Raw genomic sequence first — 24,691 nt, 5'->3', positions numbered from 1 at the left:
GTTTCGCCGCCTACGCCCGGTAGTCGGCGGTGAGGTCGGCGGCCATCACGAAGTCCGGCTCCTCGCCGATTTCCGTGCGCGTGACCGCGACGTCGCTGACCGCCGCCGCGGTCTCGGGAATCAGCACGCGCGTGCGGTCCGCGCCGACGCTCGCGGCGTCCGCGGCAATCGCGTCCAGCAGTGACGCGCACGCCGACTGGTCGGCCCACGCGCCGACGCCGTACTCCGCCCACGTCTGGTCTTCTCCGTCTTCCTCGCGCTCGTAGGTGCGCGAGCGGAACGCGAACCCGCGCGTGCCCGCTTCGTCCTGGACGACCTGGAGGGCGTCGCGGTCGGCGGCCGCCGCGAGGCGCTCCCGGGTGAGCTCCGAGAGCGCCCACGACTCCTCGGTGTCTAGCGCCAGCCCGCGCAGGTGTTCGCGGGCGGCGCTGTCCTGCCAGAACTGCCACGCCGCGTGTGGGTCGGCCGTCACCTCGTGGTCGGGGCCGGCGTCGGCCTCGGGTTCGGGGTGGACCCAGCGGAACTCCGTCGCGGGCTCGAAGCCGGTCGCGCGGGAGTGGCCCAGCCCCATCACGTTCCACGAGAACACCATGTTGCGCGCGACGGTCGCGCCCCGCTCGCGCGCCCAGTCGAAGCCCGCGTAGACGAGTTCCGAGCCGACGCCCCGCCCGCGGTAGTCGGGGTTGGTGCGCATCCCCTGCGCCCACGCCTCGTGCTCGGACAGCAGGACGACCTGCGCGAGCGCCGCGATGTCGTCACCGGTGTCGGCGACGAGCGTGCGCTGGTCCGGGCCGTCGCTCTCGACCCAGTCCTCGAAGATTCGAGGGATGTAGTCGCCGTCCTCGCGGCGGTCGGCCCACGTGTCGCTTGCGAACGCCACCACGTCGTCGTAGTCCGACAGCTCCGCGGGGCGAATCTCGACGCTCGTCATTCCCACGGGACGGAGCGCTCGGTGATTTCGCCCGCGAGCGGCGTCCGCATCGTCTCCGCGACGCTCTCGGTGTTCGCGAGCGCCCACATCAGTTTCACCTTCGCGGTGCCGGGGAGCATGTCCTCGCCCTCGACGACGCCGGCGTCGAGGAGGTCCCGGCCCGTGTCGTAGACGCGGTCGCAGACCCGGCCGTCCAGACACTGGCTGGTCATCACGACCGTCGTACCGTCCTCGACGAGCTCTTCGATGCGGTCGATGAAGTCCGTGTGGACGTGGCCGAGTCCCGTCCCCTCGACAATCACGCCGGACTTGCCCTCGCAGAGGTCGAAGAAGGCGTCGTCCATCCCGGGCGTGAACTTCACGAGTTCGACGTCAGAGTCGAGGTCCGGGCTGCTGTCGAGGTCGGTCTCGCCGCGCTCGGCGTGCTCCTTCCTGAACTCGACCCCGCTCGGGTCTCTGCTGGCCTCCTCGCTGGCCGCGTCGTAGTCGACGTAGCCCAGCGGCTCCGCGCCGACGGTCTCGAAGGCGTCCCGGCGGCTCGTGTGGTTCTTGCGGACGCGCGTGCCGCGGTGGAGCGCACACTTGTCGTCGCTCTCGGAGGCGTGCATGCAGACCATCACCTCGGCGGCGTCGGCCTTCGCGGCCTCCACCGAGCAGACGGCGTTCATCACGTTGTCCGAGGAGGGGCGGTCCGCGGAGCGCTGGCTGCCCGTGAAGACGACCGGGACGGGCGTGTCGAGGATGAACGAGAGCGCGCTCGCCGAGTACTGCATCGTGTCCGTGCCGTGCATCACGACGACGCCGTCCGCGCCGTTCTCGATTTCCTTGCGGACGGCCGCCGCCAGCTCCTGCCAGATTGGCGGCTCCATGTTCTCCGAGAGGATGTTCGCGACGACGCGGCCGCGGTAGTTCGCGCGGCCCGCCAAATCGGGCACCGCCCGCAGCACGTCCTCGGCGTCGAACTGCGCGGTGACGGCGCCCGTGCGGTAGTCCACGGTGGAGGCGATAGTGCCACCAGTGGAGATGAGCGCAATCGTGGGCAGGTCGTCGTCGAACTCCACCTCGGAGGCGGCGCCCTCCTCGGCGTCGCTCTCGACGTCGTAGACGTCTCGCTCCAGCACTTCGACGTCGGCCGCGTCGCGCTCGACGCCGACGTTGTAGCCGGAGTCGAGTTTCACGACGAGGTGGTCGGGTTCGGCCGACGGCAACAGCACGCCCTCGTGGGTCGTGTCGTCGCGCTGGACGCGCACGCGGTCCCCAGTGTTCATGTCGAGAGGATTCCGGGCGCGCCGACGAAAAGGTTGCTACTCGCGCGCTACTCGGTGATGTGCCACTCGCCGTCCGCGCGCTCGACGACGTCCTGCTCGCGCAGCGTCTCGAGGACGCCCTCCACGAGCGGCTCGGGGGCGTCCAGCGTCGCGGCGACCGCGCTCGCGGAGCGCTCGCCGGACGCCAGCGCCGCGAGCACGTCCGCGTAGAGGCGCTCGTTGCCGTCGCCGACCGCCTCCCCGAGCTGGTCTTGGACGTCCGCGAGCCGGCCCTGCACCCAGCGCTGGGCCAGCGACAGCTCGCGTTCGAGGTCCTTCAGCTCCTGGAGCTTCCCCGCGAGGTCCGCGACGTCCTCGTTGCGGTCCTGTCGGATGCGGATGGAGACGTGCTGGCACCGCGTCAGGTCGAGGTCCGCGCTCGCGGGGTACGCGGACTTCGCGCCGAAGTCGAACGGCGACAGCCGCACCTCCAGCCGGAGGTTCTCGGCGATGTGGAAGTACTTGCGGCGCTGGTCGTCGACCTCCGACTCCACGAGGCCGGCGTCCTCCAGCCGCCGCAGGTGGTCGATGACCGCCTTCGGGCTGACCCCGAGGTACTCCGAGATTTCGGTGACGTAACAGGGCTTTCGCGCGAGCAGTCGGAGGATGCGTCGCCGGTTCTCGTTGCCGAGTATGTCGAGCAGGGCCCCCGAGTCCATCTTCACCCTGAGTTAGCGGCGAGCCCGGATAAGGGTGTCTGCTCTCGGTGGAATTGCGCGACGACTTAGAGGTTCGCCGGAGCGCTTAAGGCATCCCGTGACAAACGTTAGCATACATGTTCGAGGCGTTCTCCAGCGGCTACTACCTCGGACGGTTGTACGTCGAACCGACGCGCGGCGACCGCGCCGCCATCAACAGCCGTCACCACGAACGGGTCAACGAGCAGCTCTACGCCGACGACGAAGGCATCTCGCGGACGGACCTCCCGCTCGTGATGAAAGTCGGCCCCGCGCACCTCTCGGTCCACGGCGAGGACGACGTGCCCGAGCGCACGCTCGCCGTCCCCGAGGACGTCCTCGCGGACGTCGACGTCGAGAACCCGCCGTCGCTGGAGGAAGTCCTGCTCGCGAAGCGCGACCACGCCGCCCGCCTGTTCGACATGGGCGCCGTCTGAGCGCTCGCGCCGGAAGCGAACCGCTTTTCTCCGTTTGCCGGGACGCGGAGGTATGAGCTTTTTCGACGACCTCGCGGCGCGCATCGCGGACGCCGACACCGTCGTCAGCGTCGGCCTCGACCCCGACCTCGACCGGCTCCCCGAGGAGGTACGAGACCACGACCTGCCGCGGTGGGCGTTCAACCGCCGCGTCATCGACGCCACCCACGAGCACGCCGCCGTGTTCAAGCCGAACGCGGCGTTCTACGAGGACGCCGACGGCTGGCGCGCGCTCCGCGAGACGGTGGCGTACGCCCACGGGAAGGACGTCCCCGTCCTGTTGGACGCCAAGCGCGCGGACATCGGGAACACGGCCCGCCAGTACGCCGACGTGCTGGAGTACGCCGACGCCATCACGGTCAACCCCTATCTCGGCGAGGACGCGCTCCAGCCGTTCCTCTCGCAGGAGGAGGCGGGCGTGTTCGTGCTCTGTCGGACCTCCAATCCGGGCGGGATGGACTTCCAGCACCTCGAACTGGCGGCGTACGACCGCCGGCTCTACGAGCACGTCGCCGAGCGCGCCGCCGGCTGGAACGACGAGTACGGCAACATCGGCCTCGTGGTCGGCGCGACCGCGCCCGAGGAACTCGAAGAACTGCGCGACCGCGTGCCCGAACTCCCGTTCCTCGTGCCGGGCGTGGGCGCGCAGGGCGGCGACGCCGAAGCCGCCGTCCAGTACGGCCTGAACGACGAGGGCGTCGGGCTCGTGAACTCCACGCGGGGCATCATCTTCGCGGGCGAGGACTCCCCCGAGTGGGCGCGCGCCGCGGGCGAGGCGGCGCGACGCCTGAAGAACCGCCTCAACGAACACCGGTAGGTCAGCGCGGCCCCGGGCCGGAACCGCCGCGGACTTCGGCGGCGCACTCCGTGCAGTAGCCCGTCGAGGGGTCGTAGTGGGCCTGACAGACGAGTGCGCCACAGCGGTCGCAACTGAACTTCGCTTCGCTCTCGCAGCGCTGGCAGAGGCCGGTGACGCTCATGTCTCCACGTTCGGCGCCGACCCCCAAGAGTGTGAGCCAAGGATTTACGTCCGCGCGCCGAACTCCCGCGTAGACCGTGAGGACCGACGCGAGCATCGTCTGGGGGATGGCGGGCACGTTCGGCGTCCTCGGCGTCGTGTTCGGCGTGCTGGGCGTCGTCTACAGTCCGGTCGCGCTCGGCGTCGCGGTGCCGTTCGGGCTCGCCGGCGCCGTCTTCTACCTGCACGCGTCGGGCCGGCTCGCCGAGCTGGCGTACCGTAAGCGCCGCGTCTCCCGTGAGCAGTACGAGCGCGAGCAGCGCCGGCAGTCCCGCCAACAGCGAGGGCGGGCGAGCGGGCGGAGCCGCGAGCGGAACCGCGGGCGGGCGGGACGCACCAGCCGAGACCGACAGACCGCAGGCGGCGTCGCCGCCAGCGGGCCGCGCCGCGAGGACTACCGCGTGCTCGGCGTCGAACCCGGCGCGAGCAGCGAGGCGGTGCAGGCGGCGTACCGCGAGAAGGCGCGGGAACTGCACCCCGACCGCGGCGGCGACGCCGAGGAGTTCGCGCGCGTCAACGAGGCCTACGAGCGGCTGAAGGACGACTAATCGGCGTCTCCGTACGTCTCCGGACCGCTACCCGGGGAAGGCTTTTACCCGCTTCCCCCGTAGCTCGGTAGCATGGGCCGTGACCGTGCCCGACTCGTTCGCGCGCTCGAGAGCGGCGAACAGGAGGGCGGCAGCGTCGAGTTCAAGGAACGGTTCAGCCGCGACGTCCACCTCGCCGACGGCCGCATGGAGAGTCTCGCTGCGCAGCTGCGGCACCGCGTGCTCTCCGGCGACGGCGAGGCCGAGTACGTCCTCGGCGTCACCGACGACGGCGGCCTCGCGGGGGTCCCCCCGGAGACGTTCTCGGAGACGATGGACGTGCTGAGCCTGCTCGCCGAGGAGGCCGGCGCGCACATCGCGGATGTCCAGACGTGGAGCGTCGACAGCGTCAGCGACGGCGACGCCGAGGAGGGCATCGTCGGCGTCGCGGTGATTCGGGACGGCGCGTCGCTGGCGCCCGACGACGACCACATCATCGTCGGGACGGCGGGCCACGTCGACCACGGCAAGTCCACGCTCGTGGGGAGCCTCGTCACCGGCGACGCCGACGACGGCGACGGGAACACGCGCGGCTTCCTCGACGTCCAGCCACACGAGGTCGAGCGCGGGCTGTCCGCGGACCTCTCCTACGGCGTCTACGGCTTCGACGAGGACGGGCCGATGCGCGTGCGCAACCCCCACCGGAAGGACGAGCGCGCAGCCGTCGTGGAGAACGCCGACCGCGTGGTGTCGTTCGTGGACACCGTCGGCCACGAGCCGTGGCTCTCGACGACTATCCGGGGATTGGTCGGGCAGAAACTCGACTACGGGCTGTTGACCGTCGCCGCCGACGACGGCCCCACGGACACGACCCGCGAGCACATCGGCGTGCTGCTGGCGACGGACCTGCCGACCATCGTCGCAATCACGAAGACCGACCTCGTGAGCGACGAGCGCGTCGCCGAGGTCGAGCGCGAGGTCGAACGCCTGCTCCGGAACGCCGGCCGCACGCCCCTCCCCGTGGAGCGCCACGGCGTCGACGCCGCCATCGACGAAATCGGGGACAACGTCGTCCCCATCGTGCGCACGAGCGCGGTGACGATGGCGGGGATGGACGTCCTCGACGAGTGCTTCCGGCGGCTCCCGAAGACGACCGCTGCGAGCGGGCCGTTCCGGATGTACATCGACCGCTCGTACGAGGTGACGGGCGTCGGCGCGGTCGCCTCCGGGACCGTGAAGTCCGGCACGGTGGAGGCCGGCGACGAACTCCTGCTGGGTCCGTTCCCGAACGGGGACTTCCGCGAGGTCGAGGTGCGCTCCATCGAGATGCACTACCACCGCGTCGACCAGGCGGAGGCCGGCCGCATCGTCGGCATCGCCCTGAAGGGCGTCCGCGAGGCCGACGTCGAGCGCGGGATGGTCCTGCTCCCGGCGGACGCCAAGCCCAGCCCGGTCAAGGAGTTCGAGGCCGAGGTGATGGTGTTGAACCACCCCACGCGCATCGACGCGGGCTACGAGCCGGTCGTCCACCTCGAAACCATCGGGGAGGCCGCGCGCTTCGAGCCCGCGGACGGCCAGCTGCTGCCCGGCGACACCGGCGAGACGAGCGTCCGGTTCAAGTTCCGGCCGTACCTCGTCGAGGAGGGCCAGCGGTTCGTCTTCCGCGAGGGCGCGAGCAAGGGCGTCGGCACGGTCACCAGCGTCTCCGACTGACGGAACTTTCTCGGGGGTGCGGGGAGACACCCCGGCATGGTCGGACGACGCACGCTGGAGTTCGCCGTGGGTATCGTCGCTGCCGCCGTCGTGTCCGGCGGGCTGTCGCTGTACGTCGCGATGCCGTACGCGCTCGCGGTCGGGCTGGCGGCGGGAACGCCGTCGCTCATCCGCACGAGCACGCGCCTCGACAGGGACGCCTACGACGCCGCGAAGTCGAGCACCGAGCAGGTCGTCGACGGCGCGCTCGCCGCGGGAGCGACGGCCGCAGTCGGGCTCGGCGGCGGCTACGCCGTTCTCTCGGCGGGCATCACGGGGCCGGTGGCGTCGGCGGTCGCGGCCGCGGTCGGCGTGTTCGCGGGACAGGCGACGTTCTACGCGCGGAACCGCGAGCACCTCGGCTAGTCGGGCCGCCGGTAGCCGCCGTCGGCGCGCTCGGCGAGCCCGAGCAGCACCGCCCAGTCGAGGCGGCGCTCGACGCGCTCGGTCCAGAACCCCTCCCAGTCCTGTCGCTTCGTGCGCTCCCAGCGCGGCACGCGCTCGCGCACGGCTTCGAAGATGTCGCTCGCCAGCCGGGGGTCGTCGCCGAGCGCGTCCAGCACCTCGGGCGCGAGGAAGACGTTCTCGCGGAAGTTCGCGGCGAGCGCGTCGCGGTCGCGGTCCTCGCGCGACCGCGCGTACCCGAGGTCCGTCTCCTCGACGGCGCCGAGCGCGGTCAGGAAGACGAGCCACGCCGAGGCCTGCCCGCGGTCGTGGACGCCCGCGCGCTCGACGAGGCGCCGACAGCAGTCGTCCTCGGACTCGGGGACCAGCGGCGCCGCGTCGCGCACCTCGCGGACGCGCTCGGTGGAGTCGGGCGCCGGCGGGACGGGTTTGCGCTGCATACGCGTGGCTGGGGCGCCGACGGCCTTGAGTTCGGCGACGTCGCGCCGAGAGCCGGCGGCGGTCGCTCCTGCCACCGTGTTTTTTGATTGTTCACACCCAACACGTGAGTAGCACAGCCGGGAGCTGCACGCGCCGGAGTGCCGCATCTGGCCCCCAACAAATGGTCGACAGCACCCAGATATCGACGAGCAAGGCGATACAGCAGCGGACGGGCAAGACGTTCCACCTAGCGACGCGGCTCCTCCCCGAGCGCGTGCGCCACGCGACGTACGTCCTGTACGCGTTCTTCCGCGTCGCCGACGACGTCGTGGACACCACCGAGGACCGCGACCCGGACGCCCAGCGCGCGGAACTGGAGGCGATTCGCGCGGCGGCGCTCGGCGAGGCCGTCGAGCCGGGGCGCCTCGACGCGGAGACCGCGGAAGTGGTGGCGGCGTTCGCCGAACTCGCGGAGCGCTACGACGTCCCCGACGAGGACGTGGACACGTTCGTGGACGCGATGCTGACGGACCTCGAAGAGACGCGCTACGACACCCACGAGGACCTCGCGGCGTACATGCGCGGGTCGGCGGTCGCCGTCGGGAACATGATGGTCGCCATCATGGAGGTCGAGGACCCCGACGCGGCGGCGCCGCACGCGGCGGCGCTCGCGGAGGCGTTCCAGTTGAGCAACTTCCTGCGGGACGTCAAGGAGGACGTCGAGGACTACGACCGCGTCTACCTCCCCGGGGAGACGCGCGGCGAGCACGGCGTCACCGTCGAGCAGTTGCGCCGCGGCGAGGTCACGTCGGGGTTCCGGGACGCGATGCGCGCGGAGCTGGCGCGCACGGAGACGAAGTACCGGGAGGGCGTCGCGGGCATCAAGTACCTCCCGGAGGACTGCCAGTTCGCGGTGCTGCTGTCGGCCGTGCTGTACGCCGACCACCACCGCCTGATTCGGAGCCGGAACTACGACGTGCTCTCGGAGACGCCGAGCCTCTCGACGACGCGGAAGCTCTGGCTGCTCGCGAAGACGCGGGCGCTGTGGGCGTTCTACGGGGACCCCGAGTACGTGTTCTACCGCGTGAGCTGCATCGCGTCCTCCGGCGACCGCCGGCGCGGCCACGGCGACCCCCACCCCGCGCCGTAGCTACCGCGCGGGGTTCCGCCGGAGGACGCTGAAGTCGAAGCGGTCGGTCTCGACGAGCGCGACGCCGAGCAGCCCCGCCGCCAGCGCGGGGACGAGCTGGCCGAACGCGAGGTTCACCGCGCCCCACAGCAGCACGAAGCTCACGAGGTCGTCGAGGAAGAAGGGACACTGCGTGAGGCGGTCGCGGAGCGCGGCGCGGTCGAACCCCCAGTCGAGGACGGCGACGGAGACGGTCGCCGACAGAACCCAGCCGAGGTAGTTCGACAGCGGGACGCCGTAGTACGCGCCGGCGGCGTCGTACGCCCAGAAGCCCAGCGCGACTGCGCCGGGGTCGAGGACGACGTCCATCCAGACGACGACCGCCGCGACCGCGGGCAGGCGGACGACCGCGCGGCGGATGTGGCGCCCGAACAGCAACAGGACGAGGAGGTAGCTGTTGACGACCAGCGGCAGGAAGAACACCGGGAGGCCGAGCGGAACGCTGCCGGCGAGCATCGGCCCGAGCTCGACGAGGTACTCGAAGTGGCCGTACGGCCAGCCGGTGGCGACGCCGACGAACTCGATGCCGAACGCGTACGCGACGAGCGCGAGCACCGCGACCGCGGCCTTGCGGTCGGTCACCGGGAGCAGCCCCGCAATCAGGGGGAGGCGCATCACGGCGACGCCCGCGAGCACGAGGTAGGGGTTGAACGCCAGCGGCTCGGGGAGCCACCCCCACGCGGAGGCGAGCAGGAGGACGGCGCCGACCACCGGAAAGACGACAGCGATTTCGAAGCGGTGGCCCGCGACGAGGTCGTCGAGGCGGCGCTCGACCCGGGCGCGCGTGGAGGCCTCAGACATTCGTGAGCCTCCAGAGCGCGCCGATGGTGAGCGCGGCGCCGACGACGGTGTTCACGAGTGGGAACCACCAGTACGCGCGGTCGACCGCGACGTCGGCGGCGACGATGCCGGCGACGAGGACGGGATAGGCGAACAGGACGGCGCCGAGCCGCCAGTCCACGGCGGCGAAGACGGCGGCCGACGCGAGCCAGCACGCCGCGCAGTAGGCGTACGTGCGGCGCTCGCCGAGCGCGGTGGCGGTCGTGGTGATGCCGGCTTCGCGGTCGGGCTCGATGTCCGGAATCGCGGAGAACGTGTGCATCCCCATCGCCCACAGCCAGCCGCCGGCGACGGCGAGCAGCGGCGGCTGGTGGCCCGCGACGGCGGCGTACGCGGCCGCGCCCGGGAGGACGTAGAGGCCGTTCGAGAGCGAGTCGAACAGCGGCGTCGTCTTGAAGCGCAGCGGCGGCGCGCTGTACTCCACGGAGAGCAGCGCCCACGCGACGAGCCACGGGTACGCGACCGCCGGCAGGACGGCCGCGACGGGGACGAGCAGCAGTCCCGAGGCGACGACGACCGCCGAGACCGCGCGGCCGCCCCTAAATCGCGCCTCCTTGTCCTCCTTCTTCGGGTTCACTTCGTCGGCGTCGCGGTCGAAGGCGTCGTTGACGCCGTAGAGGAAGACGTTCGCGGGCACGAGGAAGTACGCGAACAGCGCGACCGCGGGCAGCGAGAACAACTCGGGGACGGTGTCGGCGGCGTACGCGACGCCGACGACGACGGGGCCGGCGAGGTAGAACCAGAACCGCGGCCGGGAGAGGACGAGGAGGTAGCGCAGCATCTACGCGTCTTCGAGGACGTAGTCGGCGGTGATTTCGCCGCTGATGAGACACATCGGCACGCCGATGCCCGGGGTCGTGAACGCGCCGGTGAAGTAGAGGCCGTCGAGGGCCGACGAGCGGTGGGGCGGCCGGAACAGCGACGTCTGCCGGAGCGTGTGCGCGAGGCCGAGCGCAGTACCCTGATAGCTGTTGTACCGCTCGGCGAACTCGGAGACGGAGAAGCGCTCCTCGACGACGATGCGGTCGCGGAGGTCCACGCCCGTGTTCTCGGCGATGTCGTCGAGCACGAGGTCGCGGTACTCGTCGCGGACCTCGGGGGTGTCGTCGAGGCCGGGCACGACCGGGACGAGCGCGAACAGGTTACTGTGGCCGTCGGGCGCGACCTCGTCGTCGGTCTTCGAGGGCACGCAGAGGTAGTACGCGGGGTCCTCGGGCCACGCCGGGTCGTCGAAAATCTGGCCGAAGTGCTGTTCCCAGTCGGAGGGCAACACGAGCGTGTGGTGGGCGAGCGGCTCGACGTCGCCCTCCACGCCGAGGTAGAGGAGGAACGCCGACGGCGCGTACGTTCGGGACTCCCAGTAGTCGGCGTCGTACTGTCGCTTCTCGGCCGGCAGGAGTTCCTGCTCGGTGTGGGCGTAGTCGGCGTCCGAGACGACGACGTCCGCGAGCACGTCCGTCTCGCCACTGGTCTCGACCTTGAAGCCGCCGCGGTAGCCGTGAATCTTCGTGACCGGGTGGTCGGTGCGGAACTCCACGCCCAGTTCCTCGGCGAGGTCGGCGATGCCGTCCGCGACCCCGGACATGCCGCCCTCGGGGTAGTAGACGCCGAGGTTGAAGTCCACGTGACTCATCAGGTTGTACAGCGCGGGCGTCGTGTTCGGCGCGCCGCCGAGGAACACCAGCGTGTACTGCATTATCTGCTGGAGCTTCGGGTGGTCGAAGTAGTTCTCGACGTGGTCCTGCATCGACCCCAGCAGGGTGAGCCCGCGGGCGTACTCCGCGAGGTCGGGGTCCAGCCAGTCCCGGACGCGGGGGCGGTCCTCGTAGACGAAGTGCTCCATCCCCACCTCGTAGTTCTCCTTCGCCTGCGCGAGGTAGTCGTCGAGGCGGTCGCCCGCTCCCGGCTCGTAGGCGTCGAACACCTCCTTGACCTGCTCGCGGTCCGGCGTCACGTCCACGACGTCGCCGTCCGCGCTCACGTCGAGGCCGGGCGCGTCCCGGCCCGGGCGGCGGCCGGCGTTGTCCTTGAAGAAGATGCGGTAGTGTGGGTCGAGGCGCTCCAGCGAGTAGTAGTCCGAGGGCTCGCGGTCGAAGTCCGCGAAGAACCGCTCGAAGACGTCGGGCATCAGGTACCACGACGGCCCCATGTCGAACGTGAAGCCGTCGCGTTCGAGCGCGCTCGCGCGCCCGCCGACCTGCTCGTTCTTCTCCACGACGGTGACGTCCGCGCCCGCGTCCGCGAGGTAACAGGCCGTCGACAGGCCGCCGAAGCCCGCGCCGATTACGGCCACCGACTGACCCGACAGGGCGTTCATGTCCGCAATGTTAGTCGCACACAAGATAAAACGACGCCCTCCGGCGGCTACGGCTGGCTCACGCGACGCCGAAGCCCTCGGCGAGCAGGTCCTCGTGGACGTCGCCGAGCGCGTACGTCGGGCCGCCCGTGACGTCGATGGTGACCTGCGCGGGGCCGAAGACGCCCTCGTCGACGGTACTGGCGTCCCAGTCGGCGTCGGCGAAGATGTCCGCGAACGGCTTCCCGTAGCGGTCGGCCGCCGACGACGGCACCGCCTCGAACTCGTCGAAGTCCTCGGTGACGGTGAGGTGGACGCGGCCGCCGTACGCGAGCGCGTCGTTCGTGCGGCCGATGGCGGCTTCCTCGTCGCCCGCGACGGGCGCGACCGGCGCGCTGCCCGAGGCGGTGAGGACGTTCGTCGGGTCGTAGCCGAGCTCGAACAGCCGGAACAGCGCGAGTTCGGCGGTGCGCGCCGCGGCGGTGACGCTGCCGGCGACGCTCGCGGTGCGGTACGCGGGCAGGTAGACGCTCTCGGTGTTCACGTCCGCGAGTTCCGCGACCTGCTCGGCGGCGGCCTCGGTGGGGAACGCGTCGCTCTCCAGTGCGAGCACCGCGAATTCGAAGGCGTCCACGTAGTCGATGGCCTCGTACTCGCCCTCCCGGGCGACCAGCGCGCGGGCGGGCCCGCTGCCGAGCCCCTCGTAGTCGTCGACGGTGAGCTCCCAGCCCGCCTTCTGCGCGCCCAGCAGGGCGACGGCGGGGCGGTCGCAGGCCAGTTCGACGTGCGGAAACGTCGCACCCGCGACCTCGTCGACGCGCGTCTGCACGGTCGCCAGCCCCGCGGTCTGCAGTTCCGCCAGCAGCAGGCCGGCTTCGAGGCCGCCGCGGTGTTCGACGCCGAAGTCGATGACCGTCGCGCCGTTGTCCAACTCGAACGCGCCGACGTCCAGCTCCTCCGTGAATTCGAGGGCTTCGTCGGCGAGCTCCAGCGCCATCCGGTTGAGACTGTCCATGCCGCCGGATTCGGCGCCCCGACACAAGAGGTTTCTCAGTCCGGCGCGGTCAGCGCTCCGAGCGCGCCTCGCGGCCGAGTTCGCGCTCGACGGCGTCGACCTTCTCGCGGGCGGTCTGGTCGGTCGCGCGCTTGTCGTCGATTTTCAGGAACGTGCTCACGCGGTCGCCCTCGACGGCCTTGTGGGCGGCGCCGACCGCGTCCAGCAACGTGTCGATGTCCTCGGCTTCGACGACCGTGCCCATCGGGTTCGTCTCGTAGGTGACGTCGAAGTCGTCGAGCGCGGCGACGGCGTCGGCGACGTCGCTCGCCATGCTCTGTTCGGTGACCGGTGCGACGCTGAGGAGTGCGATGACTGTCACGACCGAGACTGCGTCGGGCCACCACTTAGCGGCAGCGACCCGTCAGTCCTCGGCGGCGTCGGCCGTCGTGTTCCCGCTGTCGGGCGGCTCGTAGTCCGCGCTCACGGGCGACGCGACCGACCAGAGGACGAACGCGAGCACGAGGAAGATGGCGCCGAGGATGGCGACGGCCGTCATCGACGTGTACCACGTCGCGAGGATGCCGCTGCCGACGCGGAACGGGACGCCGGCGACGTTGCGCAGCATCGCGACCGACGACAGCAGGGTCGCGCGCCCCACCGACTCCACCTGGTCGTTGATGTAGCGGTTCGTGATGGGGCCGACCAGCGAGTTCCCGCCCTTCATCACGAAGAACATCGGGAACACGAGCAGCGGCACGAGCCCCGCGAGCACGTACGAGGCGGCGATGGCGACGGGAATCAACAGCATCGCCTTGCGGACGCCCAGCAGCTCCTCGACGTCGCTGGCGTAGTCGCTGGTGACCGCGGACACCACCGTAAACGCGGCGTAGAGGATGCCGAGCACGCCGCCCTCGGGAATGCCCAGCCGTCGAGCGTCGGGCCGAACGTCGTCTCGAGGGTGTCCTGCGCGATGGGCTGAATCCACATGTCCATCGTGAGGACCGCGCCGCTGAACAGCGCGAGGTAGACGACGAACCACCGGAGGTCGGGCATGGAGAGCTGCTCGCGAATGACCGGGAGCGCGTCCACAATGGTCATCCGGTCGTCGTCGAGGTCGTCACCCGTGACTTCGTCGTCGTACGCGCGGTTCTGGGGCAGTCGCAACACCAGCACGAGGCTGATGGCGGCCGCGACGACGCCCGCGTAGAAGGGGTAGTAGCGGTTGACCGCGTACAGGAAGCCGCCGACGACGAGCGTGACCGCGCGCAGCCACTGGCCGAGCGCTCGGCCGCGACCGCTGATGCGCGTGAACTCCTCCTCCATGTCGTGCTCCTGGAGGGTGTCGTAGAGCCACGCGCTCCCGCTGCCGGAGACGAACGTGCCGCCGAACGACAGCGTCACGAACGTGAACGTGAACCCGATGAAGTCGGTCGCGACGAGGTAGCTGGCGTTCGAGACGAGCATGATTGCGGCGCCGACCGCGAGGCTGTTCCGGCGGCCGATGCGGTCGCCGATGTAGCCGGTCGGGACCTCGGAGGTGACGACGACCACCGACTGGATGCTCGCGATGAGCCCGATTTGCGCGAGCGTGAGGTCGTTGAACAGCAGGAACAGCGTGTAGACGGGGTAGTGGAAGCCGGGGCGCGCGGTCGCCCGATAGAGGTAGTACCGGAGGACGACCGTCGAGGCGGAGAGGCGGGACATAGGCGGCTGGCTACACGATGCTGGAACGGAGACATAAACCCTCCGCGAGAGTGGCACACACAGACGTGGAAGAACCGGCAAAACCGTCGCTCGACGAGCGTGCGGGCCGTCACGTCGCCACCGGCCGCGGTTCGAGTGCGAACTGAACTACAGTAATATGTATGATACTTCTGCTGTCGGCTCGCAGCGCGCGACCCGCCGGTGCGCCCGTTGGCGCGCCGGTGCTTCTGGAGGAACTGCGCTACGACGCGACCGCTATGCGAAGTACTCAACGGTGAGAGTTAGTAGAGAAGTGCGCTGGCGGGGATTTGAACCCCGGTTGTGACCATGGCAAGGTCACGTGATACCACTACACTACCAGCGCGCGTGCCTTCGTTCGCATTCGAACGAATGGCGGGGTCACATATAAATCCGTTCTTTGCGACCGACCGTGAGAGGCACCGACAGGCCATCGCCCGCGCCGGGTTCCGGGTTCGCGTGCGCGCAGAGAAATAGAAATACCGAGTCATCGCGGAGAGTGCGAACGCGTCGCACACGATTCGGGCGGTAGACGGGCGTGAAACGCACTCACAGGGTAGAACGGGAAACGCCACCCTTTTACCGGAGGCGTCGGTATCTATGCCACAGTCTCGTGACGAGACACGGACGCGACACGGCATGACACGCAGCGTACTCGTGCCGTCGTCTCTCGTCCGGGAAGCCGAGGACAAGCGTGAGGCAACTCGCAAGCTCGGTTACGTCGCCCGCGCGGCGGCGGTGTTCCGGATGGACCGACTCGTCGTCTTCCCCGACGAAGGCGGCGAGCGGAAGTGGGGCGGCGGGTTCGTCGAAACGGTGTTGCGGTACGCCGCGACGCCACCGTACCTCCGAAAGGAGGCCTTCGACACGCGCGACGAACTGGAGTACGCCGGTGTCCTGCCGCCGCTCCGTCTCTCGTCATGGACCGGCTCAGACTCGAGCGGGTCTGGGTCGTTACGACAGGGAATCGTGACCCAGGTCGGATCTGAAGGGCGCGTTCGGGTCAATTGCGGAATGCAACACCCAATCTCGCTCCAGACGCCTCCCGGTATGGAGGTCGAGGAGGGGGAGCGCGTGACCATCAGGGTCTCTTCGCGACGACCGGTCCGTGCGAAGCTGGTCGACGAACCCCTCCCGGGGTTCTCAGTCGAACGCACGGGCCTCGGTGACGCTCTCGACCGACCCGACGCGGGCGTTCGCATCGCCACCTCTCGCCACGGGACGCCGCTTGCCGCGGCCTCCCTCGAGGGGTACGTCGAACGCGCCGCCCGGGACGGACTGACCGTCGCCTTCGGTGCGCCCGAACGCGGGCTTCCGTCCATGCTCGGGCTCACCGGGGACGAGGTCAGCGAGGCGGTCGCCGACCCATCTACCGACGCACCCGCGCGATTCGACGTCTGGCTCAACACCATCCCGTCGCAAGGCAGCGAGGTCGTGCGAACTGAAGAAGCGATGTTCGCCTCCCTCGGCTGCCTGACGCTCACGGAGTGATACGATGCCACAGCCAAACCGACCACGAAAAGGCTCGATGGGGTTCAGTCCCCGCAAGCGCGCGGAGAGTGAAGTACCGCGCTTCAACTCGTGGCCCGAAGACGACGGTCAAGTCGGTCTTCAGGGCTTCGCTGGCTACAAGGCCGGCATGACCCACGTCGTCCTCGTCGACGACAAGGCGAACGCGCCGACGGAGGGCATGGAGACGACCGTGCCCGTCACCGTCGTCGAGACGCCGCCCATGCGGGCGGCGGCCGTCCGCCTCTACGAGGACACGCCGTACGGCAAGAAGCCGCTCACGGAAGTCTGGGCCGACGACACCCACGAGTCTCTCGACCGTGCGCTCTCCGTCCCGGAAACGGGCGGAGAGACAGACGAACTGACCGAAGCGCTCGAATCCGAAGACATCGCCGACGTCCGTGTGGTCACCCACACGGTGCCCGGCGAACTCTCGAGCGTGCCGAAGAAACAGCCCGACATCATGGAGACGCGCGTCGGCGGCGGCTCCCTCCAGGAGCGCGTCGACTTCGCCGCGGACCTCCTCGAGGACGGCGGCGAACACGAGTTCGGCGACGTCTTCCGCGCCGGCGAGTTCACCGACGTCGCTGGCGTCACGAAGGGCAAAGGGGCCCAGGGGCCCGTCAAGCGCTGGGGCGTGCAGAAGCGGAAAGGCAAGCACGCCCGCCAGGGCTGGCGGCGCCGCATCGGGAACCTCGGACCGTGGAACCCCTCCCGGGTTCGCTCCACGGTCCCCCAGCTCGGGCAGACGGGCTACCACCAGCGCACCGAACTCAACAAGCGCGTCATCGACATCGGTAACGGTGACGACGAGGCCGTGAGTGCGGCCGGCGGCTTCCCGAACTACGGCGAAGTCGACGGCAACTACACGCTCGTGAAGGGCTCGGTGCCCGGTCCGGAGCAGCGCCTCGTGCGATTCCGCCCGGCCGTCCGGCCGAGCGAGTCGCCGCGCCTCGATCCCGAGGTGCGCTACGTGAGCACCGAATCTAACCAAGGATAACTATGCAGGCAACTGTACGCGACCTGAACGGCGACGACGCCGGGACGCTCGACCTGCCGGACGTGTTCTCGGAACCCGTCCGACCAGACCTCGTCAAGCGTGCCGTCCTCGCCGCTCAGGCCAACCGAACCCAGAAGCACGGCTCCGACGAGTACGCGGGCCTGCGCACTTCCGCCGAGTCCCACGGTAGCGGACGCGGCATGGCTCACGTCCCGAAGACGGAAGGCCGTGGCGCGCGCGTCCCGCAGACCGTCGGCGGTCGCAAAGCGCACCCGCCGAAAGCCGAGAAAGAACCGGGTCTCGACGTCAACGACAAGGAGCGGAAGGCGGCCGTCCGCAGCGCCATCGCGGCGACCACGGACGCCGACGTCGTCGCCGAGCGCGGTCACGCGTTCGACGACGACACCGAGCTCCCGCTGGTCGTCAGCGACGACTTCGAGGACCTCGTGAAGACCAAGGAGGTCGTGGCGTTCCTGGAAGCGGTCGGCGTCCACGCGGACGTCGAGCGCGCCGACGACGGACGCAACGTCCGCGCCGGGCAGGGGACGCTGCGCGGCCGGAAGTACCAGGAGCCCTCGTCGATTTTGGTCGTGACCTCCAGCGAGTCCGGGCCGTCGAAGGCGGCGCGGAACCTCGCGGGCGTCGACGTCGCGACCGGTCGCGAAGTCAACGCCGAGGACCTCGCGCCGGGCGCCGAGCCCGGCCGACTGACCCTCTGGACGGAGAGCGCCGTCGAGGAGGTGGCCGACCGATGAGCGGCATCATCGACTACCCCATCGTGACGGAGAAGGCGATGGACGAGATGGACTTCCAGAACAAGCTCCAGTTCGTCGTCGACATCGACGCCGCCAAACCCGAGATTCGCGACGCCGTCGAATCGCAGTACGACGTGACGGTGACGAACGTGAACACGCAGATCACGCCGGACGCCGAGAAGAAGGCGACCGTCACGCTCTCGGAGGACGACGACGCGCAGGACGTCGCCTCCCGCATCGGGGTGTTCTAAAGATGGGACGAAGAATTCAAGGCCAACGGCGCGGCCGCGGCACGTCGACGTTCCGCGCGCCGTCCCACCGGTACAAGGCAGAGCTCTCGCACCGCAAGACCGAGGACACCGACGTGCTCGTCGGCGAGGTCGTCGACATCGAACACGACCCCGCGCGCAGCGCGCCGGTCGCGAACGTCGAGTTCGAGGACGGCGACCAGCGCCTCGTGCTCGCCAGCGAAGGCACTGCGGTCGGTGACACCATCGAAGTCGGCATCTCGGCGTCCATCGAGGAGGGCAACACGCTGCCGCTCGGCGAGATTCCCGAGGGCGTGCCCATCTGTAACGTCGAGAGTCAGCCGGGCGACGGCGGCAAGTTCGCTCGCGCGAGCGGGGTCAACGCCGACCTCGTCACGCACGAGCGCGACGCCGCGGTCGTGCAGCTGCCCAGCGGCGAAGTCAAGCGACTCTCGCCGGACTGCCGCGCCACCATCGGCGTCGTCGCCGGTGGCGGTCGCACGGACAAGCCGTTCGTGAAGGCAGGCAACAAACACCACAAGATGAAGACCCGCGGCGGCAAGTGGCCCATCGTCCGTGGTGTCGCGATGAACGCCGTCGACCACCCGTTCGGTGGCGGCGGCCGCCAGCACCCCGGCCGACCGAAGAGCGTCTCCCGTAACGCGCCGCCGGGCCGGAAAGTCGGCGACATCGCCTCCAAGCGGACCGGCCGCGGAGGCAACAAGTAACCATGAGTACGGAATACCGAACCGGCCGCGAGGGTGAGTTCACCTACCGCGGCCACGACCTCGACGAACTCCAGGAGATGAGCCTGGACGAAGTCGCGGAACTGCTCCCCGCACGCCAGCGGCGAACCATCACCCGTGGGCTGTCCGACGAACACCAGAAGGTGCTCGAGGAAGCCCGCGAATCGACGCCCGAGGAGACGGCAAACGACCCCATCCGGACGCACCTGCGCGACATGCCGGTGCTGCCGGAGTTCGTCGGGCTGACGTTCGCGGTGTACACCGGACAGGAGTTCGAACGCGTCGAGATCGAGCCCGAGATGCTCGGGCACTACCTCGGCGAGTTCCAGCTCACCCGAACGTCGGTCGAACACGGGCAGGCGGGCATCGGCGCGACCCGCTCCTCGAAGTTCGTGCCGCTCAAGTAAACCATGGGAATCAGCTACAGCGTGGACACCGACCCGGACGCCACCGCGAAAGCGATGCTCCGGGAGCGGCCCATCAGCCTGAAGCACAGCAAAGCCATCGCCCGCGAAATCAAGGGCAAGACGGTCGGCGAGGCACGCGAGTACCTCGACGCCGTCATCAACGAGGAGCAGTCCGTGCCGTTCAAGCAGCACAACAGCGGCGTCGGTCACCGGAACGACATCGAGGGCTGGGACGCCGGGCGCTACCCGGAGAAGGCCTCGAAGGACTTCCAGAAGCTCCTCGACAACGTGGCGAACAACGCCGACCAGCAGGGCTTCGACGCCGAGCAGATGGTCATCGAACACGTCGCCCCGCACAAGGTCGACGAGAGCCGCGGCCGCAAGCCCCGCGCGATGGGGAAGGCGGACCCGTGGAACACGACCCTCTGTGACGTCGAACTCGTGGTCGTCGAACCCGACGCCGAGGAGGTGAGCGCGTAATGGCCGACGAGATGGAGTTCATCGAGCAGGGCCTCCAGCGCTCCCAGATCGACGAGTTCTTCGCCGAGGAGCTGGCTCGCGCCGGCTACGGCGGCATGGAGCTCGCTCCCACCCCGATGGGGATGCAGATTGTCCTCAAGGCCGAGAAGCCCGGGATGGTCATCGGCAAGGGCGGGAAGAACATCCGGAAGATCACCACCCAGCTCGAGGAGCGCTTCGACCTGGAGGACCCGCAGATCGACGTGCAGGAGGTCGACGAACCCGACCTGAACGCACAGATCGTCGCGGACCGCCTCGCGAACGCGCTCGAGCGCGGCTGGTACTTCCGGAAGGCCGGACACACGACCATCGACCGCATCATGGAGGCCGGCGCACTCGGCGCCGAGATCGTCCTGAGCGGGAAAGTCACCGGTAACCGCGGCCGCGTCGAGAAGTTCAACCGCGGCTACATCAAGCACAACGGCGAGCCCGCCGAGGAGATCGTCGACCACGGCAAGGGCGTCGCCGTGATGAAGCTCGGCACCATCGGCGTCAGCGTCAAGATCATCCCGCCGAACGCGAAGCTCCCCGACGACTTCGAGATTCAGGAGGACGCCAACATCGAGGATCTCGTCGTCGACGAGGAGGAAGCCGGCGAGGAACTCGAAGAGCTCCTCGAAGGCGAAGGCGAGGAAGCCGAGGCAGAGGGCGAGGCGCCCGGCGAGGCCGCCACGGCGGTCGACGACGACCGCGCCCAGGAAGAAATCGTCGAGGAGGAGCCCGAGGGCGGTTCGCGCCCCAAGCGCCACGACAAGGAAGGCAAGTCGGCGACTTCGCCGCCGGACTCCACGAACGCGGACGTCGAGGAGGACCTCGACGAGCTCGCCGCCGACGTGGAAGCCGAGGCCGAGGACGTCGAGGCCGAGGACTTCGACGAGCTGGAGTCCGACGCGGAGGAGACCGCCGAGGAACTCCTCGAAGAGATGGAAGAAGAGTCCGAGGAGGGTGAGGAATAATGGCGATTCTCCACACCGAAGAGATTCGGGACATGACCCCCGCGGAACGCGAAGCGGAACTGGAAGAGATCGAGACGGAGCTGCTGAACGCCAAGGCCGTGAAGGCCGCCGGCGGCGCCCCGGACAACCCGGGCCGCATCGGCGAGCTCCGTCGTACGGTCGCGCGAATCAAGACGATTCAGCGCGAAGAAGGCGACCTCGAAGCGGAAGCGGAGAGCGAGTAAGATGACAGTGACGCCCGAGACGCTGCCACGGCACGAACTCGTCGGCCTGCACGCGCGGGTCGTCGAGTCGACGGACCCCTCGCGGGTCGGCATCGAGGGCGAGGTCGTCCGCGAGACGATGCGGACACTCGTGCTCGACAGCGACTCGGGCGTCAAGCAGGTCCCCAAGCGGGGGACGACATTCGAGTTCCGACTCACAGATGAAGCTGCGGACGTCGCGAAGGCGTCCGGGACCGCGTCTCAACCTGCAGGTGGCGAGAGCCAAACCACTGGCGAGGGCGCGGCCTACGTTACGGTGGATGGGGTCGCGTTGCTCTCACGACCCGCTACACGCTCCGAAACCGGAGTTGATTCGAAATGGCGATAGGACTGAACGTAACAGAACCGGAAGGCACGTGCTCCCACGAGGACTGCCCGTTCCACGGAAACCTGTCCGTGCGCGGTCAGGTTCTCGAGGGTGAAGTGGCTTCCACCGACATGGACAAGACCATCGTCGTCGAGCGCGAATACGACGTATTCGTGCCGAAGTACGACCGCTACATGAAGCGGCGGTCGCGCGTGCCGGCACACCAGCCGGACTGCCTCGACGTTGAGGTTGGCGACACGGTCAGTATCGCAGAAACCCGACCGCTCTCGAAGACCAAGTCCCACGTGGTCGTCGAAGTCACCGACGGAGGTGACGCCTGATGGAAGCCATCAAGGCAGACGTCACGCAGGGTCTTGAGAAGGGCTCGCTCATCAACTGCGCCGACAACACCGGCGCACGCGAGCTCAAAGTCACGAGCGTGAAGGGCTACCAAGGAACCAAGAACCGCCACCCGAAGGCCGGGCTCGGCGACACCATCACCGTCTCGGTGACCAAGGGGACGCCGGAGATGCGTCGCCAGGTCCTCGAAGCGGTCGTGGTGCGCCAGCGCAAGCCCATTCGACGGCCGGACGGCACGCGCGTGAAGTTCGAGGACAACGCCGCGGTCATCATCGACGACCTCGGCGAGCCTCGCGGGACCGAGATTAAGGGTCCGATTTCGCGCGAAGTGGCGGAACGGTACGGTACCATCGCGAGTACCGCGACGATGATCGTATAGACATGAGCGAACAACCACACAAACAGCGAAACCGCACGGAGCGCGCGCCGCTTCACGAGCGACAGAAGCAGGTCCACGCGACGCTGTCCGACGACCTCCGCGAGGAGTACGACCAGCGACGCGTTCGCGTCAACGTCGGCGACACCGTCGAAGTGATGCGCGGCGACGACGCCGGCGAGGAAGGCGAAGTCGTCGACGTCGACCTGCGCGACGAGACGGTTCGCGTGGAGGACGTCACTATCGAGAAGGCCGACGGCGAGGAGCTGCCCAAGCCCCTCGACGCCAGCAACCTCCGCGTCACCGAACTCGACCTCGAAGACGACGTGCGCGCCGCGCGGCTCGAAGGTGACAACGAATGACGAACCACCAGAAGCGACTCTCGGTACCGAAGTCCTGGCCGGTCGAGCGGAAGACGGAGACGTTCACCGCGAAGGCCGGGGCCGGTCCGCACGGCGAGTCGGGCGTACCGCTCGTCGTCGTGCTCCGGGACGTCCTGGGTTACGTCGACGACACCAGCGAGGCGCAGTACGCCATCAACACCGACGGCGTGCTCGTCAACGGTGGCTCGGTCGGCGACGTCAACCGCCCCATCGGGATGTTCGACATCCTGGCGTTCCCCGAGCGCGACGAACACTACCGGGTCTTCCCCGACGAAGGGGGCCGACTCGGTCTGACGCCCATCGACGCGGACGCGGCGGACAGCAAGCTCAGCAAGGTCGAGGACAAGACCACCGTCTCCGGCGGGAAGACCCAGCTGAACCTCCACGACGGCACGAACCTGCTCGTCGAGGAGGACGTCTACAGCGGGAACGACTCCGTCGTCGTGGACAACGAGTCCAACGACGTGGTCGCTCACTTCGAGTACGGCGAGGGCGCGCTGGTCACCGCAGTCGCGGGCCAGCACGCCGGCGACATCGGCCGCATCGACGAGATCTCGGTGCAGCCGGGCAGCGCCGACAACACCGTCTACGTGGAGACCGCCGACGGTAGCTTCGAGACGGTCGAAGAGTACGTCGTCGTCATCGACGAGAACTTCGTCGAGGACGACGCCGACCTCCCGGGTGATGGCGAATGAGCGAGACTGAAGCCGACTTCCACGAGATGCGCGAGCCGCGCATCGAGAAAGTCGTCGTCCACATGGGCGTCGGCCAGGGTGGTGTCGACCTCCAGAACGCCGAGAACATCCTCGAGGAGATCACGGGCCAGCAGACGGTCCGGACGACCGCCAAGCGCACCGAACCCGAGTTCGGCATCCGCGAGGGCGACCCCATCGGCGCGAAGGTCACGCTCCGCGGCGAGGACGCGTTCGACTTCCTCGACCGCGCGCTCCCGAACGTCGACCTGGCCGAGCGCCAGTTCGACGACACGGGCAACGTGAGCTTCGGCATCGAAGAGCACACGGACTTCCCGAGTCAGGAGTACGACCCCGACATCGGTATCTACGGCCTCGACGTGACCGTGAACCTCGTGCGCCCGGGTTACCGGGTCGCGAAGCGCGACCAGGTCAGCCGACAGATTCCGTCGAACCACCGACTCAACCCCGAGGACGCGGTCGCGTTCCTCGAATCGAACTTCGACGTGGAGGTCAACGAATGAGCGAGAGCGAACAAGCAGAAGAGACGGGTCAGACACACGAGTGCCGGCGCTGTGGCCGCAAGCAGGGCCTCGTCGGCAAGTACGACATCTGGCTCTGTCGACAGTGCTTCCGGGAGATTGCCCGCTCGATGGGCTTCAAGAAGTACAGCTAACAATGACGGCAAACGATCCCCTGTCCGACGCGGTCTCCGGCATCGACAACGCCGAGAGCGTCGGGCACCTCACGCACACAGTAGAGCCCGCCTCCAACATGGTCGGCTCCGTCCTCGAGGTCTTCTACGACCGCGGGTACATCGACGGCTTCGAGTTCGTCGACGACGGGAAGGCCGGCAAGTTCGAGGTCGAACTGAAAGGTGCCATCAACGAGTGTGGCCCCGTGAACCCACGGTACTCCGTGGCAGCCGACGGTTACGAGAAGTGGGAGAAGCGCTACCTCCCCGCTCGTGACTACGGCGCGCTCGTCGTCACGACGAGCCACGGCATCATGAGCCACTACGAGGCCCGCGAGAAGGGCATCGGTGGCCAAGTGATCGCGTACGTATACTAATCATGGCACGAGTCGAAATCGAAATTCCGGACGACGTGACGGCGGAGGTCGACCACCTCGACCTCACCGTCGAAGGCCCCGAAGGGTCCGTGTCGCGACGCCTCTGGTATCCGGACGTCAGCGTCTCCGTCGAGGACGACGCTGTCGTCGTGACCAGCGAGGACGACGACGCGAAGACGCTCTCGACGGTCGGTACCTTCGAGAGCCACGTGGAGAACATGTTCCACGGCGTCACCGAGGGCTGGGAGTACCAGCTCGAAGTCCACTACTCTCACTTCCCGATGCAGGTGGAAGTCGAGGGCGACGAAGTGGTCATCCAGAACTTCCTCGGCGAGAAGGCGCCGCGGCGGACGCCCGTCCGCGGCGACACCGAGGTCACGGTGGACGGTGAGGAAGTGACGCTCAACGGCCCGAGCATCGAGGACGTCGGCCAGACGGCGGCCGACATCGAACAGCTGACGCGCGTCACCGACAAGGACACGCGCGTCTTCCAGGACGGCGTGTACATCGTCGAGAAGCCCACGAAGGGAGGTGCCTGATAG

At 68.9% G+C, this 24,691-nt stretch carries 36 protein-coding genes and 1 tRNA gene; 24 read left to right on the top strand and 13 right to left on the bottom strand.

Annotation, left to right across the window (positions count from 1 at the left end; all coding sequences use genetic code 11):
- Nucleotides 1-10: 10 nt before the first annotated feature.
- From ABSL23_RS01735 to ABSL23_RS01725, 3 genes are read right to left on the bottom strand one after another with little or no spacing between them, the layout of a single operon-like run.
- Nucleotides 11-931, bottom strand: a complete 921-nt coding sequence (locus tag ABSL23_RS01735) for a GNAT family N-acetyltransferase (RefSeq protein ID WP_353635395.1) — start codon at nucleotides 929-931, stop codon at nucleotides 11-13.
- Complete coding sequence (gatD, locus tag ABSL23_RS01730) at nucleotides 928-2,199, bottom strand: Glu-tRNA(Gln) amidotransferase subunit GatD (protein WP_353634521.1); 1,272 nt, start codon at nucleotides 2,197-2,199, stop codon at nucleotides 928-930. The genes ABSL23_RS01735 and gatD overlap by 4 nt, the downstream gene beginning before the upstream one ends.
- A 47-nt stretch (nucleotides 2,200-2,246) precedes the next feature.
- Nucleotides 2,247-2,897, bottom strand: a complete 651-nt coding sequence (locus ABSL23_RS01725; protein WP_353634520.1) for an ArsR family transcriptional regulator — start codon at nucleotides 2,895-2,897, stop codon at nucleotides 2,247-2,249.
- 116 nt (nucleotides 2,898-3,013) lie between these two features.
- On the opposite strand from ABSL23_RS01725, the gene ABSL23_RS01720 reads away from it, so the two are divergent.
- Nucleotides 3,014-3,352 (top strand): DUF5802 family protein, encoded by a 339-nt coding sequence (locus ABSL23_RS01720; protein ID WP_059057555.1) that lies wholly within the window; start codon nucleotides 3,014-3,016, stop codon nucleotides 3,350-3,352.
- A gap of 52 nt (nucleotides 3,353-3,404) precedes the next feature.
- Nucleotides 3,405-4,208 carry an orotidine-5'-phosphate decarboxylase gene (gene pyrF / locus ABSL23_RS01715; RefSeq protein WP_353634519.1) on the top strand — a complete coding sequence of 268 codons (804 nt, stop codon included), beginning with the start codon at nucleotides 3,405-3,407 and terminating at the stop codon, nucleotides 4,206-4,208.
- A gap of 1 nt (nucleotide 4,209) precedes the next feature.
- Here the strand turns inward: pyrF and ABSL23_RS01710 are convergent, their stop codons facing one another.
- On the bottom strand, nucleotides 4,210-4,371 hold the full coding sequence (locus ABSL23_RS01710; RefSeq protein WP_353634518.1) for a hypothetical protein: 162 nt from the start codon (nucleotides 4,369-4,371) through the stop codon (nucleotides 4,210-4,212).
- A 76-nt stretch (nucleotides 4,372-4,447) separates the two neighbouring features.
- On the opposite strand from ABSL23_RS01710, the gene ABSL23_RS01705 reads away from it, so the two are divergent.
- From ABSL23_RS01705 to ABSL23_RS01695, 3 genes are all read left to right on the top strand, one after another.
- Nucleotides 4,448-4,957 carry a J domain-containing protein gene (locus ABSL23_RS01705; protein ID WP_353634517.1) on the top strand — a complete coding sequence of 170 codons (510 nt, stop codon included), beginning with the start codon at nucleotides 4,448-4,450 and terminating at the stop codon, nucleotides 4,955-4,957.
- 72 nt (nucleotides 4,958-5,029) lie between these two features.
- Nucleotides 5,030-6,649 carry a GTPBP1 family GTP-binding protein gene (locus tag ABSL23_RS01700; protein ID WP_353634516.1) on the top strand — a complete coding sequence of 540 codons (1,620 nt, stop codon included), beginning with the start codon at nucleotides 5,030-5,032 and terminating at the stop codon, nucleotides 6,647-6,649.
- A 36-nt stretch (nucleotides 6,650-6,685) separates the two neighbouring features.
- Nucleotides 6,686-7,054 (top strand): hypothetical protein, encoded by a 369-nt coding sequence (locus tag ABSL23_RS01695; RefSeq protein WP_353634515.1) that lies wholly within the window; start codon nucleotides 6,686-6,688, stop codon nucleotides 7,052-7,054.
- Here the strand turns inward: ABSL23_RS01695 and ABSL23_RS01690 are convergent.
- Entirely contained in the window at nucleotides 7,051-7,533 is a 483-nt protein-coding gene (locus ABSL23_RS01690) for a hypothetical protein (RefSeq protein WP_353634514.1), read from the bottom strand. The two genes, ABSL23_RS01695 and ABSL23_RS01690, sit on opposite strands and share 4 nt — an antisense overlap.
- Before the next feature lie 161 nt (nucleotides 7,534-7,694).
- Here ABSL23_RS01690 and ABSL23_RS01685 point away from each other — a divergent pair, with 161 nt between their 5' ends.
- Nucleotides 7,695-8,663: a phytoene/squalene synthase family protein gene (locus tag ABSL23_RS01685; RefSeq protein ID WP_353634513.1), complete on the top strand. Its 969-nt coding sequence runs from the start codon at nucleotides 7,695-7,697 to the stop codon at nucleotides 8,661-8,663.
- On the opposite strand, the gene cruF is transcribed toward ABSL23_RS01685, so the two are convergent.
- The 8 genes from cruF to ABSL23_RS01645 all read right to left on the bottom strand — a co-directional run bounded on the left by cruF (nucleotide 8,664) and on the right by ABSL23_RS01645 (nucleotide 14,903).
- Nucleotides 8,664-9,503, bottom strand: a complete 840-nt coding sequence (gene cruF / locus ABSL23_RS01680; RefSeq protein ID WP_353634512.1) for a bisanhydrobacterioruberin hydratase — start codon at nucleotides 9,501-9,503, stop codon at nucleotides 8,664-8,666.
- Nucleotides 9,496-10,323, bottom strand: a complete 828-nt coding sequence (locus ABSL23_RS01675; protein ID WP_353634511.1) for a prenyltransferase — start codon at nucleotides 10,321-10,323, stop codon at nucleotides 9,496-9,498. The genes cruF and ABSL23_RS01675 overlap by 8 nt, the downstream gene beginning before the upstream one ends.
- On the bottom strand, nucleotides 10,324-11,859 hold the full coding sequence (crtI, locus tag ABSL23_RS01670; protein WP_353634510.1) for a phytoene desaturase family protein: 1,536 nt from the start codon (nucleotides 11,857-11,859) through the stop codon (nucleotides 10,324-10,326). It lies immediately after the preceding gene.
- Between the two features lie 58 nt (nucleotides 11,860-11,917).
- Nucleotides 11,918-12,853, bottom strand: coding sequence for a methenyltetrahydromethanopterin cyclohydrolase (gene mch / locus ABSL23_RS01665; RefSeq protein WP_353634509.1), 936 nt, complete (start codon nucleotides 12,851-12,853; stop codon nucleotides 11,918-11,920).
- A 49-nt stretch (nucleotides 12,854-12,902) separates the two neighbouring features.
- Complete coding sequence (locus ABSL23_RS01660; RefSeq protein WP_059057545.1) at nucleotides 12,903-13,214, bottom strand: MTH1187 family thiamine-binding protein; 312 nt, start codon at nucleotides 13,212-13,214, stop codon at nucleotides 12,903-12,905.
- A 42-nt stretch (nucleotides 13,215-13,256) separates the two neighbouring features.
- Nucleotides 13,257-13,706, bottom strand: coding sequence for a hypothetical protein (locus ABSL23_RS01655; protein WP_353634508.1), 450 nt, complete (start codon nucleotides 13,704-13,706; stop codon nucleotides 13,257-13,259).
- Nucleotides 13,634-14,539, bottom strand: a complete 906-nt coding sequence (locus ABSL23_RS01650; protein WP_353634507.1) for an MFS transporter — start codon at nucleotides 14,537-14,539, stop codon at nucleotides 13,634-13,636. The genes ABSL23_RS01655 and ABSL23_RS01650 overlap by 73 nt, the downstream gene beginning before the upstream one ends.
- 293 nt (nucleotides 14,540-14,832) lie before the next feature.
- Nucleotides 14,833-14,903: transfer RNA gene (locus ABSL23_RS01645), tRNA-Gly, on the bottom strand.
- A 293-nt stretch (nucleotides 14,904-15,196) separates the two neighbouring features.
- Here ABSL23_RS01645 and ABSL23_RS01640 point away from each other — a divergent pair.
- From ABSL23_RS01640 to ABSL23_RS01555, 18 genes are read left to right on the top strand one after another with little or no spacing between them, the layout of a single operon-like run.
- On the top strand, nucleotides 15,197-16,048 hold the full coding sequence (locus ABSL23_RS01640) for a putative RNA uridine N3 methyltransferase (RefSeq protein WP_353634506.1): 852 nt from the start codon (nucleotides 15,197-15,199) through the stop codon (nucleotides 16,046-16,048).
- Nucleotides 16,049-16,052: 4 nt separating this feature from the next.
- On the top strand, nucleotides 16,053-17,066 hold the full coding sequence (locus tag ABSL23_RS01635) for a 50S ribosomal protein L3 (protein WP_353634505.1): 1,014 nt from the start codon (nucleotides 16,053-16,055) through the stop codon (nucleotides 17,064-17,066).
- A gap of 2 nt (nucleotides 17,067-17,068) precedes the next feature.
- Complete coding sequence (rpl4p, locus tag ABSL23_RS01630; RefSeq protein ID WP_353634504.1) at nucleotides 17,069-17,821, top strand: 50S ribosomal protein L4; 753 nt, start codon at nucleotides 17,069-17,071, stop codon at nucleotides 17,819-17,821.
- Entirely contained in the window at nucleotides 17,818-18,072 is a 255-nt protein-coding gene (locus tag ABSL23_RS01625) for a 50S ribosomal protein L23 (RefSeq protein WP_059057540.1), read from the top strand. The genes rpl4p and ABSL23_RS01625 overlap by 4 nt, the downstream gene beginning before the upstream one ends.
- Before the next feature lie 2 nt (nucleotides 18,073-18,074).
- Nucleotides 18,075-18,797, top strand: a complete 723-nt coding sequence (locus ABSL23_RS01620; protein WP_059057539.1) for a 50S ribosomal protein L2 — start codon at nucleotides 18,075-18,077, stop codon at nucleotides 18,795-18,797.
- Nucleotides 18,798-18,799: 2 nt separating this feature from the next.
- Complete coding sequence (locus tag ABSL23_RS01615) at nucleotides 18,800-19,222, top strand: 30S ribosomal protein S19 (RefSeq protein ID WP_353634503.1); 423 nt, start codon at nucleotides 18,800-18,802, stop codon at nucleotides 19,220-19,222.
- Nucleotides 19,223-19,225: 3 nt separating this feature from the next.
- The gene (locus ABSL23_RS01610; RefSeq protein ID WP_059057537.1) at nucleotides 19,226-19,702 is read left to right on the top strand and encodes a 50S ribosomal protein L22; all 477 of its coding nucleotides are present in this window, start codon (nucleotides 19,226-19,228) and stop codon (nucleotides 19,700-19,702) included.
- The gene (locus tag ABSL23_RS01605) at nucleotides 19,702-20,697 is read left to right on the top strand and encodes a 30S ribosomal protein S3 (RefSeq protein WP_353634502.1); all 996 of its coding nucleotides are present in this window, start codon (nucleotides 19,702-19,704) and stop codon (nucleotides 20,695-20,697) included. Before ABSL23_RS01610 ends, ABSL23_RS01605 begins: the two co-directional genes overlap by 1 nt.
- Nucleotides 20,697-20,921: a 50S ribosomal protein L29 gene (rpmC, locus tag ABSL23_RS01600; protein ID WP_059057535.1), complete on the top strand. Its 225-nt coding sequence runs from the start codon at nucleotides 20,697-20,699 to the stop codon at nucleotides 20,919-20,921. Before ABSL23_RS01605 ends, rpmC begins: the two co-directional genes overlap by 1 nt.
- 1 nt (nucleotide 20,922) lies before the next feature.
- Nucleotides 20,923-21,288: a ribonuclease P protein component 1 gene (locus tag ABSL23_RS01595; RefSeq protein ID WP_059057534.1), complete on the top strand. Its 366-nt coding sequence runs from the start codon at nucleotides 20,923-20,925 to the stop codon at nucleotides 21,286-21,288.
- A complete protein-coding gene (locus tag ABSL23_RS01590) occupies nucleotides 21,279-21,608 on the top strand; it encodes a 30S ribosomal protein S17 (protein WP_059057533.1) in 330 nt (109 codons plus the stop codon). The genes ABSL23_RS01595 and ABSL23_RS01590 overlap by 10 nt, the downstream gene beginning before the upstream one ends.
- Nucleotides 21,608-22,006 (top strand): 50S ribosomal protein L14, encoded by a 399-nt coding sequence (locus tag ABSL23_RS01585; RefSeq protein ID WP_059057532.1) that lies wholly within the window; start codon nucleotides 21,608-21,610, stop codon nucleotides 22,004-22,006. The genes ABSL23_RS01590 and ABSL23_RS01585 overlap by 1 nt, the downstream gene beginning before the upstream one ends.
- Nucleotides 22,007-22,008: 2 nt before the next feature.
- Nucleotides 22,009-22,365, top strand: a complete 357-nt coding sequence (rplX, locus tag ABSL23_RS01580; protein WP_059057531.1) for a 50S ribosomal protein L24 — start codon at nucleotides 22,009-22,011, stop codon at nucleotides 22,363-22,365.
- Nucleotides 22,362-23,081: a 30S ribosomal protein S4e gene (locus tag ABSL23_RS01575; RefSeq protein WP_059057530.1), complete on the top strand. Its 720-nt coding sequence runs from the start codon at nucleotides 22,362-22,364 to the stop codon at nucleotides 23,079-23,081. Before rplX ends, ABSL23_RS01575 begins: the two co-directional genes overlap by 4 nt.
- A complete protein-coding gene (locus ABSL23_RS01570; protein ID WP_059057529.1) occupies nucleotides 23,078-23,602 on the top strand; it encodes a 50S ribosomal protein L5 in 525 nt (174 codons plus the stop codon). The genes ABSL23_RS01575 and ABSL23_RS01570 overlap by 4 nt, the downstream gene beginning before the upstream one ends.
- Entirely contained in the window at nucleotides 23,599-23,754 is a 156-nt protein-coding gene (locus tag ABSL23_RS01565) for a 30S ribosomal protein S14 (protein ID WP_058984020.1), read from the top strand. Before ABSL23_RS01570 ends, ABSL23_RS01565 begins: the two co-directional genes overlap by 4 nt.
- A 2-nt stretch (nucleotides 23,755-23,756) precedes the next feature.
- Nucleotides 23,757-24,149, top strand: a complete 393-nt coding sequence (locus tag ABSL23_RS01560; protein WP_058984019.1) for a 30S ribosomal protein S8 — start codon at nucleotides 23,757-23,759, stop codon at nucleotides 24,147-24,149.
- A gap of 2 nt (nucleotides 24,150-24,151) precedes the next feature.
- Nucleotides 24,152-24,688 carry a 50S ribosomal protein L6 gene (locus tag ABSL23_RS01555; RefSeq protein ID WP_059057528.1) on the top strand — a complete coding sequence of 179 codons (537 nt, stop codon included), beginning with the start codon at nucleotides 24,152-24,154 and terminating at the stop codon, nucleotides 24,686-24,688.
- Nucleotides 24,689-24,691: the final 3 nt, after the last annotated feature.

The sequence above is a fragment of the Halobacterium sp. NMX12-1 genome (genome assembly GCF_040435975.1).
Taxonomy (GTDB): domain Archaea; phylum Halobacteriota; class Halobacteria; order Halobacteriales; family Halobacteriaceae; genus Halobacterium; species Halobacterium hubeiense.
This window is presented reverse-complemented; position numbering and strand designations above follow the sequence as displayed.